Consider the following 15,465-nt stretch of genomic DNA (forward strand, 5'->3'; position numbering starts at 1 on the left):
CCCGAGGGGACGGTGCAGCCGCCTGTGCTGGGCTGCACCCAGGCCAGCGCCGCGCTGGTCGAAGGTCCTGTACCTGGGCCACAGCGCGATAGAAACCGAAAACGACTTCCGGAGCCGACCGATGAAAATGTCCAACCACTCCATCGGCGCACGCATGGCCACCGCCCTGGGCCTGGTGCTCGCGCTGCTGCTGGGCGCAGCGCTGTTTGGCATCGCGGCCCTGTACCGCAGCCTTGGCACGTACGAAACCACGGTGCAGGAGCGCGTGGCCCAGGAACGCGCGGTGAGCCGCATGGAAAGCGAGTTCAAGACGCAAGTGCTTGAATGGAAGAACACCCTGCTGCGCGGTGAAGACTCGCGCAAGCGCGAGCTGCATTGGGCTGCTTTTCAAGCCAGCGAAAAGCGCGTGGCCGATGCCGCCAAGGCGCTGGACCCGCAGCTGACCGACGCGCAGGAAAAAGCGGCGCTGCAGAAATTCACCCAGGCCCACGCGCAGATGGCCGAGGGCTACCGCAAGGGCTTTGAGGTGTTCCAGTCGCTGGGCTTTGTGCCATCGGCCGGCGATGCCGATGTGGCCGACATCGACCAGGGCCCCGCCAAGCTGCTGACCGCGTTGAGCCAGCAAGTGGCGGCCAGCAGCGCGGCGATTGCCGAGCAGGCGGCGCTGAATGCACGGCGTGCGCTCATCAGCAGCCTGGTGGCGCTGGCGCTGGTCACGGCGCTGGGGGGCTGCGCGGGCTGGCTGCTCACACGCTCGGTGGTGCGGCCGCTGCGGGTGGCGGTCTCGGTGGCCAACAAGGTGGCTGCTGGCGACCTCACCACCAACATCGAAGTGGTGGGCCGGGACGAGCCCGCGCGGCTGCTGGAAGCCCTGCGCACCATGCAGGACAACCTGGAGAACGTGGTGTCCGGCGTGCGCAGCAATGCCGAGGGCGTCGCCAGCGCCAGCGCCGAGATTGCCCAGGGCAACGTGGACCTGAGCATGCGCACCGAAGAGCAGGCCTCGTCGCTGGACGAAACCACGTCATCGATGCAGCAGCTGCAGGCCACCGTGCAGCAGAACGCCTCCAACGCGCAGCGCGCGAGCGAGCTGGCCAAGAGCGGCGCGTCGGTGGCCCAGCGCGGCGGCGATGTGGTGACGCAGATGGTGACGGTGGTCCAGGGCATCCAGGAAAGCTCGCGCCGCATCTCCGACATCATTGGCGTGATCGACTCCATCGCGTTCCAGACCAACATCCTTGCGCTGAATGCCGCAGTAGAGGCGGCGCGCGCCGGCGAACAGGGGCGTGGCTTTGCGGTGGTGGCCAGCGAGGTGCGCAACCTCGCCACCCGCAGCGCCAGCGCCGCACGCGAGATCAAGGCGCTGATCCAGACGAGCGTGGAGCGCGTGCAGGCGGGCTCGGACCTTGCCCGCAACGCAGGCAGCACCATGGGCGAGGTTGTCTCGTCCATCCAGGGCGTGAGCGCGCTGATGGACGAGATCAGCCAGGCCAGCGCAGCCCAGACCGCGGACATGCTGCGCGTTACCCAGGCCATCGTGCGCATGGACGAAACCACCCAGCAAAACGCCGCCTTGGTGGAAGAAAGCGCGGCCGCAGCCGGCAGCCTGAGCGGCCAGGCGCGCCAGCTGGTGGAAGCGGTGGAGGTGTTTCACCTGCGTGGCGGGCACCGGACTCTGGCACTGCCGCCAGTGGCGCGCTGAACGCACTTTTGGGTGATGGCGGCAGCGTCGTGGCCGGTGCGAGCAATGGAACTGATGAAAAGCGTGTTGCTACCAAGTTAATAGCAACAAACCCTTATATATCAAGCGCTAGGCACCAATTTTTTTCATATTTTCGTCCTGGGCGGCCATTACAGCCGATCGATCGATGAATCGATCAATCGATCCATCAATCAATCTTTAGCCCGGACTGCTTGACCAGCTTGGCCATGCGCGCCACCTCGGCGCGGAAGAACGCAACCGTCGCATCCGGCGCGGTGGGCTGCAGCTGGTAGCCCTGGGCCAGCAGGGCATCGCGCACCTCCGGCACGGCCAGCGCGGTGCGCACGCCTTGGTAGATGCGCTCGGCCTCTGCCTTGGGCAGGCCCGCGGGCCCGACGATACCCACCCAGCCATCCAGCACGTACTGCGGCAGGCCCTGCTCGGCGATGGTCGGCAGGTCCGGCAGCAACGGCGACCGGGTGGTGGACGACAGGCCGATGGCCTTGAGCGTGCCGGCTTTGACATGCGGCGCGGCCACCGCCACCGCGATGAACGCGAGCTGGATCTGCCCGCCCATCACATCGGCGGTGAGCGGCCCCATGCCCCGGTAGGGAATGTGCTTGATGTCCACCTGCGCCTCGTGCACAAACATTTCTGCCGCCAGGTGCAGGATGGTCCCGTTGCCCGACGACCCGTAGTTCAGCACGCCGGGCTGCGCCTTGGCCAGGGCGATGAGTTCGCGCACATTCTTGGCTGCGACGGACGGGTGCGCCACCAGCACGAAGGGCGTCGCACCGATCACGGTGATGGGCGTGATGTCATCGACCGCGTCGTAGGGAATGTTCTTGAAGACGCTGGGGTTCACCGCGTGGTTGTTGGACACCATGCCCAGGGCCGATCCGTCCTTCGGCGCCTTCACGATCATCGAGGTGCCGGTGATGCCGCCCGCACCGGGAAAGTTTTCGATCACCACCGCGCGCCCGAGCGACTTGCCCAGCGCCGGGCCAAAGGCGCGCGCGACACCATCCACGCCGGACCCGGCACTCACCGGCAGGATGAGGCGCAGCGGGCGGTCGGCCGCGGCCTGCGCCCAGGAGCTGGCGGGTACCGCCAGGCCGGCGGCTGTCAGCGCCAGCAGTGCGGCCAGCGTGGTTCGGCGGTGTGGGTCCGTGGGCTGGCCGGGGGATGCCGGCTCAAAAAGATCGTGTTCCATCGCGGTTGTCTCCGTTGTGGTGGGGATGGCATTCAGGGCCCGGCGGTGCGTTGCCACCGGGCTCACTGGCTTCAGGCCACGGCGTGGCTGTCTTGCAGCGCCTTGATCTGCTCGGTGGTGTAGCCCAGCTCCTGCATCAGGGCCGCGGTGTGCTGGCCCAGCACGGGCGGCTGCAGCCGCACGCCCAGGCGCTGGCCGTCCATGCGCAGCGGGAACAGCGTGGTGCGCACGGTCTCGCCCGCCCGCTCGCCATCGGGCAAGGTGATGTCGGCCAGGCCACCCGTGGCGATGAGGTGCGGGTCGTCAAACAGCTGCTCGGGGCGGGAGATGGGGGCAAATGGCAGGCCGTGTTTTTCAAAGATGGCCGCGAGCTCGGCCGCGCTGAACGCAGCCAGGCGCTGGCGCAGGTCGGGCATCAGTGCGCCGCGGGCACGCACACGGTCGTTGTTGGTGGCCAGCAGCGGGTCGGCCTTGAGGTCGGCAAAGCCCATGGCGTTGCAGAAGGTGATCCATTGCGCGTCGCTCACGGCGGCCAGAAAAATCTGCTCGCCATCCTTCACGCTGAACACGTCGTACAGCGCCCACGATGAAATCCGGTCCGGCATGGGCGCGGCAGGCTGGCCGGTGACGGCGTACTGCATCATGTGCTGGCCCACCAGGAAGACGTTGTTTTCGAACAGGGCCGAGTCCACCTCCTGCCCGCGCCCCGTGATGCCGCGCTGCATCAGCGCCGCCATGGCACCGATGGCGCCGAACATGCCGCCCATGATGTCGTTCACGCTGGTGCCCGCGCGCAGCGGGTCGCCCGGACGGCCCGTCATGTAGGCCAGGCCTCCCATCATCTGCACCACTTCGTCGAGCGCCGTGCGGTGTTCGTACGGGCCGGGCAAAAAGCCCGTGTGGTTGACGTAGATGAGACGCGGGTTCTGCGGGCTCAGCGCCGCGTAGTCGAGGCCATATTTGCCCATCACGCCAGGCTTGAAGTTTTGCGCGACTACGTCGGCCGAGGCTGCGAGCTTGCGCGCCACTTCCAGGCCTTCGGTGCTGCGCAGGTCGAGCGCAATGCTCTTCTTGTTGCGGTTGAACATGGGGAAGAAGCCGGCGCCGGCGCCCAGCAGGTGGCGCGTGCGGTCACCGTCCACCGGTTCGACCTTGATGACCTCGGCCCCCAGGTCGGCCAGCACCATGCCGCAGGTGGGGCCCATGACCATGTGCGTGAATTCGACGACGCGCAGGCCCTGCAGGGGCAATGCGCGGGGTGTGGAGGCCTCGGCGGGCTGGTCCGGCGGCTTGGATGAGGAAGAAAAGGCGGTGTGGGGAGTCATGCGGCGACGATACGGGATGGAGGGAACACGCAGCCGTTCAGCCTGTGGCGACAGCGTGGGCTGCGCGCCCGGTGTCAGCCGACGAAGAGGCTGCACCTGCGCCAAATCCACCACCCGGCAACCCCGCCTGCCACAGCGTGCCGTGCAGGGTCTCGCCCGCCAGCCAGCCCGCCACACGCTGGCGCAGCACCAGCAGTGCGGCCAGGTCTATGCCGGTGGCCACACCCATGCGCTCAAGCATGAACACCAGATCTTCAGTGGTGACATTGCCGCTGGCACCCGGCGCGTGCGGGCAACCGCCGATGCCGGCCAGGCAGGCGTCAAACCGCGTGATGCCAACCTGCCAGGCGGCGTAGGCATTGGCCAGCCCCAGGCCGCGCGTATCGTGAAAATGCGCACACCACAGCCGCTCGCCCACCAGCGCGCGCGCCTTCTCAAACAGGCGCGCCACCGACGCCGGGTCGGCATAGCCCACGGTATCGGCCAGGCTCACGCGGTCGGCGCCAGCGTCGAGCAAGGCCTGCATCAGGCGCAGGACTTCGCTCTCAGCCACTTCGCCCTGCAGCGTGCAGCCAAACGCCGTGCCCACGCCGCCTTCGATCAAGGTGCGGCTCCCGCTGGCATCGCGCAGCGCACGGATGCGCGCCACCTCGGCCACCACTTCATCGGGCGTCTTGCGCAGGTTGGCCAAGCTGTGGGCATGGCTGGCAGACAGCGGCACAACCATCAGGTCTGCACCGCATTCGAGGGCGCGCTCTGCCCCCTTGTAGTTGGGCACCAGCACCGAGGCAAACAGGCCCGGCAGGGTCTTGGCATGCGCCAGCACCTCGGCCGTGTCGCCCAGCTGCGGCAACAAGCGGGCAGGGACAAAGGAGCCCACCTCGATCTCGCGCTGGCCCGCGGCGTAGGCGGCGTCGAGCCAGTCGATCTTGTGGGCGGTGGAAACGACGGTAGCAATGCTTTGCAGGCCGTCGCGCAGGCCGACCTCGCGCACCACTGCGGTGGCGGCGCCCAGCATTGGCATACCGGTGGGCAGGGTGTTTGGCGATGCAAGGTTGCTCACGGGGTTCTCCAGTTCCAGGTGCGCAAGCCCATTCTAGAAATTCCAATCTGAATCAGAAAATCCATTTAGGAAGCCATATGATTCCAAATCGGAATATCTAAACCGCCTACCTGACATGCGCGACCTCGACCTGCAAACGCTGCGACTCTTTGCCACCGTCTGTGAACACCGCAGCATTGCGCGCGCGGCGGAGCAGGAGTCCATCGTGGGCTCGGCCATCAGCAAGCGGCTGGCGCAGCTGGAAGACACGGTGGGCACGCCGCTGCTGGTGCGCAAGCGGCGCGGGGTCGTCCCCACCCCGGCGGGCGAAACGCTGCTGGAGCATGCGCGCACGATGCTTGCCAGCGTGGGCCAGATCGAGCGCGACATGGCGGCGTATGCCACCGGCACGCGCGGTCATGTGCGCATGCTGGTCACCGCGTCGGTCATGGCCGAGGCGCTGGCCGACGATGTGGCAGCCTTTCTGCAAGACCCGGCGCACCGCGACATCCAGGTAAGCCTGGAAGAACGCGTGAGCCCGGACGTGGTGCAGGGCATCCGTGACGGCAGCGCCTCGGTGGGTATCTGCTGGGACGCGGCCGACCTGTCGGGCCTGGAGGTGTGCGCCTACCGCAACGACCACCTGGCCGTGGTGGCGCACGAGTCGCACCCTGTGGCGCAACGCCAGAGCGTGCGTTTTGCCGAGGTTCTGGACCACGAATTCGTCAGCATGCCGGCGCTGAGCGCGGTGCAGGTGCTGCTGGCCCGCGCCGCAGCGGTCGAAGGGAAAATGCTGGCCCACCGCGTGCTGGTGTCCAACTTTGACGCCGCCCTGCGTGTGGTGCGCGCCAACCTGGCCATCAGCGTAGTGCCGCAAGAGGTAGCCTTGCCGTTTGCAGCGATGGCCCCGGTGCGTGTGGTGCCGCTGAGCGACCCCTGGGCCCGCCGCCGCTTTGCGATCTGCTACCGCAGCGAACAGGCGCTCAGCCCGGCGGCGCGCTTGCTGGTGGGTCATCTGGCCGGGCTGGGGTCGATGCTTCTTCGCTCCCGTGAGTGGGAGGGAAGCACGGGGCGTGAGGTGAAGGGTGAAAGCGCGATCGCTGTAGACATCTGCAGTCCACGCAGCAAAACCATCACGGTCGCCACGCGCCCATCAGCTCCTGGGCCGGACCGTAAGTAGCTCTTCAAATCTGGCATTTGCGGCAGGCTTTTTTCGTCGATTCCACGGCCTGTTCCCGGTTGCGCGCACCCGCCGAAAAGACGGCGGCAACGCTCAGTCAAGTCGATGAATGACACCCCCCAGAACACGCCACTACTAAGTTCACGGCACCGTGGCCTCGTCGCAACAGTTTGATATGTAACGCCCTATTTTTGGGGGTTAGCGCATATGTGGTGTGCATTGTGAGCTACCAAACTTGTAGCAAAATCGGTTCCGGGCTATAGTCAACGCACAACAGCAGGCGGCCTGTATCCGCCCGCACCGAATTTCGATCCAACACTTGCGCGAGGAGAAGCGTCCATGAGCTCCAAAGAAAATGCCGCCATCAACCAGTTGTTCGAGCGGCTCGAATGCCGGTACGCACTGCGCGTGCTGTGGGCCCTGAAGGACGGCCACCCGCAGACGTTCCGCCTGCTGCAGGACAGCGTCGGGGGCATCACCCCCAACACGCTCAACACCCGCATCAAGGAGCTGCGCGAAGCCGGCTTCGTGGACCATGGCAGCGACGGCTACACCGTCACCCCTTCCGGCGCCGACCTGCTCAAGCGCCTGTCCGACGTGCAGGCCTTTGCCACCCGCTGGGTCGCCGGCCGCGCCAAGAAACAAACGCCCTGACAGCAGGGCCCCCTCCCCGCACCCGCGGGGCGCCGCCAAGGCAGCGGGGTCGCTTAAAATACCAGTCTAAATAGCTGCTAGCGCATATCCATGCGGCGTTAGCAGCTATATTTTTAATAGCATTCGAGGAATTTGATCATGGCATTGACCACCACCGCATCCGGCCTGCAGTACGACGACACCACCGTGGGCGACGGCGCTGAGGCCACCAAGGGCCAGAACGTGTCGGTGCACTACACCGGCTGGCTGTACAACAACGGCGAGCAAGGCGCCAAGTTCGACTCCAGCCGCGACCGCAACGATCCGTTCGAGTTCTCGCTGGGCGGTGGCATGGTCATCAAGGGCTGGGACGAAGGTGTGCAAGGCATGAAGGTCGGCGGCCAGCGCACGCTGATCATCCCCGCCGCCCTGGGCTACGGTGCACGCGGCGCCGGCGGCGTGATTCCACCAAACGCCACGCTGAAGTTCGATGTAGAACTGCTGAAGGTCGGGCGCTAAGCCCTTTCACCCCGGCGGCCCACAGTGGCCCCGAGCAAAAAAGGCGGCCTCAAGGCCGCCTTTTTTATGGCTGCGCCGTGCTGTGCGCAAACCACCCAACACGCACAGACCGAACTCAGTCGAAAAGCGCCTTGTCGAGCCGGGCGAACTTCTCATCGCCCACCAATTCGCGGATCTTGGGGGCCAGCGTTGCCAGATCCTCAAAACTGCCCGCGCCTTCCACCGCCAGGTTCAGGCGAAACCCGCGCAAACCCATGCTCGAGGTCAACTGGGTGGCAATCGGGTAGGCCGCCTCGTAGCGTTCTTTGGACGTGCGCCCCGAGCCCTCGACAGGCGAGGCCACCGTGCCCAAATCCATCGCGGCAGCGGCCGATGCAGCGTCTTCGGCCGGGGCGGGTTGGGGCTTTGCAGCGGCTGGCACGGCCTGCCCCGCCAGCGGCTCCAGCAGCCCCTGGTCGAGCATGGCCTGCACATCGTCCTGGGTGATGCCCATGGCTGCGGTAGCGGCCAGTACCTCGCGGGTGGAACGCTTTCCGTCAAAAAGAATGAACGCCGAGCGTTGGCGCGAACTGAGGCTGCCGCGCCGATCCTTGAGTGAATCGAGCCCAGCCTGCGTTTTGACGAGAACCATGAATCTCCTTGAACTGAACACTGGCCGGGCATGGCGCAAGCCGCCTCCTCCACCAATGATTGAAGTCCAGATTCGCACGTTTGCGGGCGGTTGAAAATCGGGGTTTACGCATAACGCGGGAACGCTGGCGACCACGCTGAGGGGCGCCTGGGCACCTCGGCAACTGCACGCAGCATTGCGGCTGCGCTGCGGCAGCCCCTGCAAAACTACAACTCAGACCGGACGCGCGGCAGCTCGGGCGCGGGCCGTGTCACCCAGCTCACCACCAGCGCCACCAGCAGCCCGGTGGGCACGCCAAACACGCCGGCCGAAATAGGCTGGATGCCAAACCACAGCCCGTCGGCCAACATCCAGCTGGGCAGCGCCCGCATGGCGGACACATGCGACAGCATGTAGTAGACCGCGACGCCCAAGCCCGCCAACATGCCTGCCACCGCCCCCTGGCGGGTGGTTCCGCGCCAGAAGATGCCCAGCACCATCACCGGCACAAAGGCCGAGGCCGCGAGCGAGAATGATGCGGACACCATGGGCAGGATCTCTGCCGGCTTGAGCGCAGCCACGAAGGCCGCCGACAAGGCCACCGCCAGCAGCGTGAACTTGGTCAGAATCACGCGCTGCTCGGGCGAGGCTCTCCGCGGCGTGTCGTGGAAATACAGATCGCGCACCAGCGCATTGCTGATGGTGAGCAGCAGCCCGTCCGCAGTCGACAGCGCCGCCGCCAGGCCACCCGCCGCCACCAAGCCTGACACCACGTAGGGCAGACCGCCCAGCTCCGGTGTGGCCAGCATGATGAGGTCGGCCCCCAGGCGGATCTCGCCAAACTGCACGATGCCATCGGCGTTCACGTCTTCCACCGACAGCAGCGAGCCATCCACCCGCGCCCATTGCGCCATCCAGTTGGGCAGCGCCTCAAAGCTGCTGCCGACCAGGTTCTGCATGACCTCGAACTTCACCAACACCGCCAGTGCCGGGGCGCTCAAGTACAGCAGCGCAATAAAGAACAGCGACCACGCCACCGACGCCCGGGCCCCGCCCACCGTGGGCGAGGTGTAGTAGCGCGTGAGCAAATGCGGCAGCCCGGCCGTGCCCACCATCAGGCAGAACATCAGCGCAAGGAAGTTGCGCCGCGTGAGCTCGTACTCGCGCTGCTCCTCCGGGCTGCCATTAGGGTCGCCCACGTAGGCTTGGCTGTGCAGCGGCAGCCCGCCCAAGGGACGGGCCCGCTCATAGTTCTCGCGCATCTCCCGCGTCCAGCGCTCGCGGGCTGCGGCAGCATCGCGCGGCAGCGCGGCGAGCTCCCGGCTGGCCGTGACGATGAGCCCCACATCGGCGTTCTGGGCCCGCAGGGCGCGGATGCGCTCGCGCCCCTTTTCGCGCTCGCGCTCCAGGGCACCTTCCACGTCTTTCAGCCGCACTTCGTAGTCTTTAGCGCGTTGCAGGTAGGTCTGCACCACCTGGTGCTCTGCGGGGGAGTCGAGCAGCTGGGCTTCCAGGTCGGCAATCTTGCTGATCTGCGTGCCATACACCAGCGGCGCAAGCGGGTTGCCCAGCTGCTTGTACGCCAGCCAGGACACCGGGATGAGGAAGGCCAGCAGCAGCACCACGTACTGCGCCACCTGCGTCCAGGTGATGGCGCGCATGCCCCCCAGGAACGAGCACAGCAGCACGCCCCCCAGGCCCAGCATGATGCCGATCTCGAACTGCACACCCGTGAGGCGCGAGGCGATCAGCCCCACGCCGTAGATCTGCGCCACCACGTAGGTGAACGAGCACAGCACCGCCGCCAGCGCCGCAATCACCCGCGGCCAGCGGCCACCGAAGCGCACATGAAAAAAGTCTGGCACGGTGTACAGGCCCATCGCACGCAGGTGTGGCGCGATCAGCATGGCCACCAGGCAAAAACCGCCCGTCCAGCCCAGCAGATAAGCCAGCCCCCCCGCCTGCCCCGGCGTGCCGGAGAACCCCTGAAGGTACAGCGCACCCGACAGGCTGATGAACGACGCCGCGCTCATCCAGTCGGCCGCCGCCGCCATGCCGTTGTACATGGGCGGAATGCCCCGGCCGGCCACGTAGTATTCCTCCGGATCGGTCGTGCGCCCATAGACGCCGATGCCGGCGTAGACCATGACGGTGAGAAAGAGAAAAATCGGGCCGATCCAGTGGCGCGACAGGCCCTGGTGTTCGGCCCAGGTCATCAGCGCGAGGAAGGCCAGCACCCCGGTCACATACAGCGCCAGGATGCGGTGCAGCCGCCACAGGTAGGCCCGGCCGGCGGCAGGCGGAGTGGGATCAGCCATGGGGTGGGGCGGCATCGCCGGTGGGTGCTGCCGCAGCGGCAGAAGCCAGCGCCGCGGCCTTGCGCTCGGCATCCTGTTGCTCAAACCGGTTCATGGCCCAGGCGTAGCTCACCACGATGGCGATGAACACCAGCACTGCGCCCTGGGCCGCAATCCAGTAGCCCAAGGGCCAGCCAGAGACGACGATGCCCTGCAAATCCCGCGCGAAATACGTGGCCACAAAAGAGACCAGCGCCCACAGCAGCAGCAGGCCGCCTTTGAGCTTGAGGTGGCGCACGTCGTGCAGATCGGGCGGGAACGGGCCCGCCATCTCCACATCGGGCGGGCGTGGGGGCTGCGGTTGCGACGACTGCATCACGAACCCGGAGTCGGGGGGTGCGTAGCGCGCATCACAGCCCCGGCGGTCAGCCCGCCAGTTGCTGCCAGGTGGCGATCACGCTGTCAGGATTGAGCGAGATCGACGAAATGCCTTCCTTGGCCAGCCACTGCGCAAAGTCGGGGTGGTCGCTGGGGCCCTGGCCGCAGATGCCGATGTACTTGCCCTCGGCCAGGCAGGCCTTGATGGCCTTCTCCACCAGCGCCAGCACCGCAGGGTCGCGCTCGTCGAAGTCCTGCGCCAGCAGCTCCAGGCCCGAATCGCGGTCCAGGCCCAGGGTGAGCTGGGTCAGGTCGTTGGAGCCGATGGAGAAGCCGTCGAAGAACTCCAGGAAGCGCTCGGCCAGGATGGCGTTGCTCGGCACCTCGCACATCATGATGACCTTGAGGTCGTCCTTGCCGCGTTGCAGGCCGTGGGTGGCCAGCAGTTTGGTCACGCGCTCGGCCTGGCCCAGCGTGCGCACAAAGGGCACCATCACCTGCACGTTGGTCAGGCCCATGTCATTGCGCACGCGCTTCAAGGCCTCGCACTCCATCGCAAAGGCTTCGCCGAAGTCTTCGCTGATGTAGCGCGCCGCACCGCGAAAGCCCAGCATCGGGTTTTCTTCCTCGGGCTCGTAGCGGCTGCCGCCAATCAGCTTGCGGTACTCGTTGGACTTGAAGTCCGACAGGCGCACGATCACGGGCTTGGGGTAGAACGCGGCGGCGATGGTGGCCACGCCTTCGGCGACCTTGTCCACGTAGAAGGCACGCGGGCTGGCATGGCCGCGGGCCACCGATTCCACGGCCTTCTTCAGGTCGGCGTCGATCTGTGGGTAGTCCAGGATGGCCTTGGGGTGCACGCCGATGTTGTTGTTGATGATGAACTCGAGCCGCGCCAGGCCCACGCCTTCGTTGGGCAGCTGGCAGAAGTCGAAGGCCAGCTGGGGGTTGCCCACGTTCATCATGATCTTGGTCTTGATGGCGGGCATCTCGCCGCGCTGCACCTCGGTGACCTCAGTCTCGAGCAGGCCGTCGTAGATGTGGCCGGTGTCGCCCTCGGCGCAGCTCACCGTGACCAGGGTGCCGTCTTTGAGCAGCTCGGTGGCATCACCGCAGCCCACCACGGCCGGGATGCCCAGCTCGCGCGCGATGATGGCGGCGTGGCAGGTGCGCCCGCCGCGGTTGGTGACGATGGCGCTGGCGCGCTTCATCACCGGCTCCCAGTTGGGGTCGGTCATGTCGGTCACCAGCACGTCGCCGGGCTGCACCTTGTCCATCTCGGAAATGTTGTGCACCAGGCGCACGGGGCCGGTGCCGATCTTCTGGCCAATGGCGCGGCCTTCGGCCAGCACGGTGCCCGAGCCCTTGAGCTTGTAGCGCATCTCGGCCTGGCCCTTGGACTGGCTTTTCACCGTCTCGGGGCGGGCCTGCAGGATGTAGAGCAGGCCGTCGGTGCCGTCCTTGCCCCATTCGATGTCCATCGGGCGGCCATAGTGCTGCTCGATCACCAGCGCATAGTGCGCCAGCTGCTGCACGTCGGCGTCGCTCAGCGAATAGCGGTTGCGCTGCTCGGTGGCCACGTCGATGGTCTTGACCAGCTTGCCCGAAGCGGCTTTTTCTTCGGGGGTCGAGAACACCATCTGCAGCAGCTTGCTGCCCAGGTTGCGGCGGATCACGGCCTTCTTGCCGGCCTTGAGCATGGGCTTGTGCACGTAGAACTCGTCAGGGTTCACGGCCCCTTGCACCACCGTCTCGCCCAGGCCATAGCTGCTGGTGATGAACACGACTTCTTCAAAGCCCGATTCGGTGTCGATGGTGAACATCACGCCGGCCGCGCCCAGGTCGGAGCGCACCATGCGCTGCACACCGGCGGACAGGGCCACCACGTCGTGCTCGAAGCCCTTGTGCACGCGGTACGAGATGGCGCGGTCGTTGTACAGCGACGCGAACACTTCCTTCATCTTGTGCAGCACGTCGTCGATGCCCACCACGTTCAGGAAGGTCTCCTGCTGGCCCGCAAACGATGCGTCGGGCAGGTCTTCGGCCGTGGCGGACGAGCGCACGGCGAACGATGCGGCGGGGTTGCCGGCGCTCAGCGTGGCAAAGGCCTCGGCAATGGCGGCTTGCAGGTCGGCCGGGAAGGGCTGGGCCTCGACCATGGCGCGGATTTCGGCACCCACCGTGGCCAGGGCGCGCACGTCTTCGGTGTCCAGGCTCTTGAGCTTGGCGCTGATCTTGTCGGCCAGGCCGTCGTGGGCCAGGAACTGGCGAAACGCGTGCGCCGTGGTGGCAAAGCCCGTGGGCACCCGCACGCCCTGGGGCAGTTGGGAGATCATCTCGCCGAGGGAGGCGTTTTTACCGCCTACCGACTCGACATCGGTCATTCTCAGGTTTTCAAACGGTACGACCAGGGCGGTCGGGCTGAAAAGTGCAGACATGGGAAAGCTCCAGAAGTTGAAACCGGGTCTGCGCGCCCGCCCCCTTGGAGCGATGGGCGAGCGGCCATGCACGGCGGGCGGCTTTGTCGTTGTGGTTGTAGGCCGACGAAGTGCATGGTGAGAATTTGGATAATTGTGACAATTGTAGGCCTGCGGCACTGGCGGCAGGCTGACGCTCTGAAAGGCTCCCCCTCCATGCACACGCGCACCGTATTTTTTGTCTCTGACGGCACCGGCATCACGGCCGAGACGTTCGGCAATGCCATCCTGGCCCAGTTCGAGATGAAGCCGCGCCACGTGCGCCTGCCCTTCATCGACAGCGTGGACAAGGCCCACCAGACGGTCCGCCAGATCAACCATACGGCCGAGATGGAAGGCAAGAAGCCCATCGTTTTCACCACGCTGGTGAACATGGAGGTCCTCAAGGTCATCCAGGAAGGCTGCAAGGGCATGCTGCTCGACATGTTCGGCACCTTCGTGCACCCGCTGGAGGAAGAGCTGGGCATCAAGTCACACCACCGTGTGGGCCGCTTCAGTGACGTGAGCCGCAGCAAGGAATACACCGACCGCATCGAGGCCATCAACTTCAGCCTGGCGCACGACGACGGCCAGAGCAACCGCGACCTGGCCGGTGCCGACGTGATCCTGGTAGGAGTGAGCCGCAGCGGCAAGACCCCCACCAGCCTGTACCTGGCCATGCAGTGCGGCCTCAAAGCCGCCAACTACCCGCTGATCCCCGAAGACTTCGAGCGCCGCCAGCTGCCGCCCGCACTGGTGCCGCACCGCGCCAAGATCTTCGGGCTGACCATCCAGCCCGAGCGCCTGTCCGAGATCCGCAACGAACGCCGCCCCGATTCCAAGTACGCCAGTCTGGTGAACTGCCGCCACGAGGTGGCCGAGGCCGAGGCGATGATGAGGCGATCGGGCATCCGTTGGCTGTCTACCACCACCAAGTCGATCGAAGAGATCGCGACGACGATCCTGCAGGAGATTCGGCCGGAACGCCTGGTGTACTGACGACACCCGAGGGTGGCCGCCTGCCGCGAGAGCGCCGAGCAGCCAAAATATTGATCAAAATGGGCCCTAGCGCTTATTCCATAAGCGCTAACAGCTATTAATAAGTGAGCAATCGACACTGTGCCGGTCGCCCCTCCCCGAGGGGCTAGGGGATGTGCGGGTGCACTCGCACAGCCTCGCGGGTCTACCAACTGCTTCATGATGCGGCCACTGCGCGGCGCGGACAGATGGCTTTGTTCCGGTTCGGGCCACGAGCCCGACCTCCCTCTCGCACCGCAAAATCCACCCGCCTTTTCACCTTTATCTGGACACCGTCCATCACCCACTCCCCCGGAGCCCCTCTTGCAAAAATCTCCCGTCCTTAAAGTTGTCCTGATGGTGTTCGTAGCCACCCTCGTGGTGACCCTGTATGTTGGCAAGCGTTGGTATGACTACGTGAGCAATGCCAGCTCGCCCTACGACGAAGTAGGGATCGAGCTGAACTCCCGCGCGCCCGGCCCCATCAACCGGTGGGGCTGCGCAAAGCTGCAGGAACGCTTTGCCCGGGCGACGCCGCCGTATGGATGCTCGGCAGGCAACGGACGCCAGTGGAAATAGGCCGCCGTTGACGGCGAAACGCACCCACGCCAGCCAGCGGCGCGCAAGGCAGGCGCCGCGCCGCTGGCTGCGGGCGATCTTCTCTTAGGCAGTTGGTTACTTCACCGCAAACCGCACATTCGCCGGCTTCTTGCCCGGCAGCGTCACCAACGCCACCACCTTGGTGCCCGCCGCCACCTTGAACGTGCCATTGGCTTCGAGCTTGCCCTCACCAGCCGGGACCAACACCGCTTCGGATTTTTCGGTGCCGTTGAGCAAGGTCAGCTTGGCGCTCACGCCCTGGGAACTGGCCGGCTTGCCGTGGTCGCGCAGGTGCAGGGTGATCACGTCGGGCCGCGCCACCAGTTCGTAGTCCATGTCGTGGGTGCCGGCCACGATGCCGCCGTGCTGCGGCTTGTGGTCGTCGCCATGGGTGTGGTCGCCGGCGGCGAAGGCTGCGCCAGAGAGGGCCAGAGCCAGCGTGGCCAGGAGGTACTTGGTGGTTGTCATGGAGGTCCTTTCAAAGGGTTGAGGG

General features: G+C 66.1%; 13 protein-coding genes and 1 pseudogene. 6 read left to right on the forward strand and 8 right to left on the reverse strand.

Annotated elements, in window-relative coordinates; all coding sequences use genetic code 11:
* The first annotated feature begins 121 nt into the window (after nucleotides 1-121).
* Nucleotides 122-1,702: a methyl-accepting chemotaxis protein gene (locus ACSQ3Q_RS16180; RefSeq protein ID WP_436135368.1), complete on the forward strand. Its 1,581-nt coding sequence runs from the start codon at nucleotides 122-124 to the stop codon at nucleotides 1,700-1,702.
* A 187-nt stretch (nucleotides 1,703-1,889) separates the two neighbouring features.
* Here ACSQ3Q_RS16180 and ACSQ3Q_RS16185 read toward each other — a convergent pair whose 3' ends face one another.
* From ACSQ3Q_RS16185 to ACSQ3Q_RS16195, 3 genes are all read right to left on the reverse strand, one after another.
* Nucleotides 1,890-2,915, reverse strand: coding sequence for a tripartite tricarboxylate transporter substrate binding protein (locus ACSQ3Q_RS16185; protein WP_436135369.1), 1,026 nt, complete (start codon nucleotides 2,913-2,915; stop codon nucleotides 1,890-1,892).
* A gap of 71 nt (nucleotides 2,916-2,986) precedes the next feature.
* On the reverse strand, nucleotides 2,987-4,126 hold the full coding sequence (locus ACSQ3Q_RS16190) for a CaiB/BaiF CoA transferase family protein (RefSeq protein ID WP_436137014.1): 1,140 nt from the start codon (nucleotides 4,124-4,126) through the stop codon (nucleotides 2,987-2,989).
* 151 nt (nucleotides 4,127-4,277) lie between these two features.
* Nucleotides 4,278-5,264 carry a hydroxymethylglutaryl-CoA lyase gene (locus ACSQ3Q_RS16195; protein WP_436137015.1) on the reverse strand — a complete coding sequence of 329 codons (987 nt, stop codon included), beginning with the start codon at nucleotides 5,262-5,264 and terminating at the stop codon, nucleotides 4,278-4,280.
* A gap of 154 nt (nucleotides 5,265-5,418) precedes the next feature.
* On the opposite strand from ACSQ3Q_RS16195, the pseudogene ACSQ3Q_RS16200 reads away from it, so the two are divergent.
* The 3 genes and pseudogenes from ACSQ3Q_RS16200 to ACSQ3Q_RS16210 form a co-directional block, all read left to right on the forward strand.
* Nucleotides 5,419-6,303: pseudogene (locus tag ACSQ3Q_RS16200) on the forward strand (LysR family transcriptional regulator); the annotation flags it as partial.
* 498 nt (nucleotides 6,304-6,801) lie between these two features.
* Nucleotides 6,802-7,116: a winged helix-turn-helix transcriptional regulator gene (locus ACSQ3Q_RS16205; protein WP_056173851.1), complete on the forward strand. Its 315-nt coding sequence runs from the start codon at nucleotides 6,802-6,804 to the stop codon at nucleotides 7,114-7,116.
* A 138-nt stretch (nucleotides 7,117-7,254) separates the two neighbouring features.
* The gene (locus ACSQ3Q_RS16210) at nucleotides 7,255-7,614 is read left to right on the forward strand and encodes an FKBP-type peptidyl-prolyl cis-trans isomerase (protein WP_436135370.1); all 360 of its coding nucleotides are present in this window, start codon (nucleotides 7,255-7,257) and stop codon (nucleotides 7,612-7,614) included.
* A gap of 115 nt (nucleotides 7,615-7,729) precedes the next feature.
* Here the strand turns inward: ACSQ3Q_RS16210 and ACSQ3Q_RS16215 are convergent, their stop codons facing one another.
* The 4 genes from ACSQ3Q_RS16215 to ppsA form a co-directional block, all read right to left on the reverse strand.
* Entirely contained in the window at nucleotides 7,730-8,245 is a 516-nt protein-coding gene (locus ACSQ3Q_RS16215; RefSeq protein ID WP_436135371.1) for a hypothetical protein, read from the reverse strand.
* A gap of 206 nt (nucleotides 8,246-8,451) precedes the next feature.
* Nucleotides 8,452-10,542, reverse strand: coding sequence for a VC_2705 family sodium/solute symporter (locus ACSQ3Q_RS16220; RefSeq protein ID WP_436135372.1), 2,091 nt, complete (start codon nucleotides 10,540-10,542; stop codon nucleotides 8,452-8,454).
* Nucleotides 10,535-10,897 carry a DUF4212 domain-containing protein gene (locus tag ACSQ3Q_RS16225; protein ID WP_436135373.1) on the reverse strand — a complete coding sequence of 121 codons (363 nt, stop codon included), beginning with the start codon at nucleotides 10,895-10,897 and terminating at the stop codon, nucleotides 10,535-10,537. The genes ACSQ3Q_RS16220 and ACSQ3Q_RS16225 overlap by 8 nt, the downstream gene beginning before the upstream one ends.
* Before the next feature lie 49 nt (nucleotides 10,898-10,946).
* Nucleotides 10,947-13,337, reverse strand: a complete 2,391-nt coding sequence (ppsA, locus tag ACSQ3Q_RS16230) for a phosphoenolpyruvate synthase (RefSeq protein ID WP_436135374.1) — start codon at nucleotides 13,335-13,337, stop codon at nucleotides 10,947-10,949.
* A gap of 195 nt (nucleotides 13,338-13,532) precedes the next feature.
* Between ppsA and ppsR the strand changes: the two genes are divergently transcribed.
* On the forward strand, nucleotides 13,533-14,354 hold the full coding sequence (ppsR, locus tag ACSQ3Q_RS16235; protein WP_436135375.1) for a posphoenolpyruvate synthetase regulatory kinase/phosphorylase PpsR: 822 nt from the start codon (nucleotides 13,533-13,535) through the stop codon (nucleotides 14,352-14,354).
* 375 nt (nucleotides 14,355-14,729) lie between these two features.
* A complete protein-coding gene (locus ACSQ3Q_RS16240; RefSeq protein ID WP_436135376.1) occupies nucleotides 14,730-14,951 on the forward strand; it encodes a hypothetical protein in 222 nt (73 codons plus the stop codon).
* A gap of 96 nt (nucleotides 14,952-15,047) precedes the next feature.
* On the opposite strand, the gene ACSQ3Q_RS16245 is transcribed toward ACSQ3Q_RS16240, so the two are convergent.
* Nucleotides 15,048-15,440 (reverse strand): hypothetical protein, encoded by a 393-nt coding sequence (locus ACSQ3Q_RS16245; RefSeq protein ID WP_436135377.1) that lies wholly within the window; start codon nucleotides 15,438-15,440, stop codon nucleotides 15,048-15,050.
* Nucleotides 15,441-15,465: the final 25 nt, after the last annotated feature.

Origin of the sequence: Acidovorax sp. LjRoot129 (assembly GCF_964253765.1) — a bacterium.
Taxonomy (GTDB): Bacteria; Pseudomonadota; Gammaproteobacteria; order Burkholderiales; family Burkholderiaceae_C; genus Acidovorax.

Coding starts and splice junctions, on each gene's coding strand:
- ACSQ3Q_RS16180 (WP_436135368.1), top strand. CDS start 122: ATGAAAATGTCCAACCACTCCATCGGCGCACGCATGGCCACCGCCCTG.
- ACSQ3Q_RS16190 (WP_436137014.1), bottom strand. CDS start 4,126: ATGGTCATGGGCCCCACCTGCGGCATGGTGCTGGCCGACCTGGGGGCC.
- ppsR (WP_436135375.1), top strand. CDS start 13,533: ATGCACACGCGCACCGTATTTTTTGTCTCTGACGGCACCGGCATCACG.
- ACSQ3Q_RS16245 (WP_436135377.1), bottom strand. CDS start 15,440: ATGACAACCACCAAGTACCTCCTGGCCACGCTGGCTCTGGCCCTCTCT.
- ACSQ3Q_RS16210 (WP_436135370.1), top strand. CDS start 7,255: ATGGCATTGACCACCACCGCATCCGGCCTGCAGTACGACGACACCACC.
- ACSQ3Q_RS16220 (WP_436135372.1), bottom strand. CDS start 10,542: ATGGCTGATCCCACTCCGCCTGCCGCCGGCCGGGCCTACCTGTGGCGG.
- ACSQ3Q_RS16185 (WP_436135369.1), bottom strand. CDS start 2,915: ATGGAACACGATCTTTTTGAGCCGGCATCCCCCGGCCAGCCCACGGAC.
- ACSQ3Q_RS16225 (WP_436135373.1), bottom strand. CDS start 10,897: ATGCAGTCGTCGCAACCGCAGCCCCCACGCCCGCCCGATGTGGAGATG.
- ACSQ3Q_RS16215 (WP_436135371.1), bottom strand. CDS start 8,245: ATGGTTCTCGTCAAAACGCAGGCTGGGCTCGATTCACTCAAGGATCGG.
- ppsA (WP_436135374.1), bottom strand. CDS start 13,337: ATGTCTGCACTTTTCAGCCCGACCGCCCTGGTCGTACCGTTTGAAAAC.
- ACSQ3Q_RS16205 (WP_056173851.1), top strand. CDS start 6,802: ATGAGCTCCAAAGAAAATGCCGCCATCAACCAGTTGTTCGAGCGGCTC.
- ACSQ3Q_RS16240 (WP_436135376.1), top strand. CDS start 14,730: ATGGTGTTCGTAGCCACCCTCGTGGTGACCCTGTATGTTGGCAAGCGT.
- ACSQ3Q_RS16195 (WP_436137015.1), bottom strand. CDS start 5,264: ATGCCAATGCTGGGCGCCGCCACCGCAGTGGTGCGCGAGGTCGGCCTG.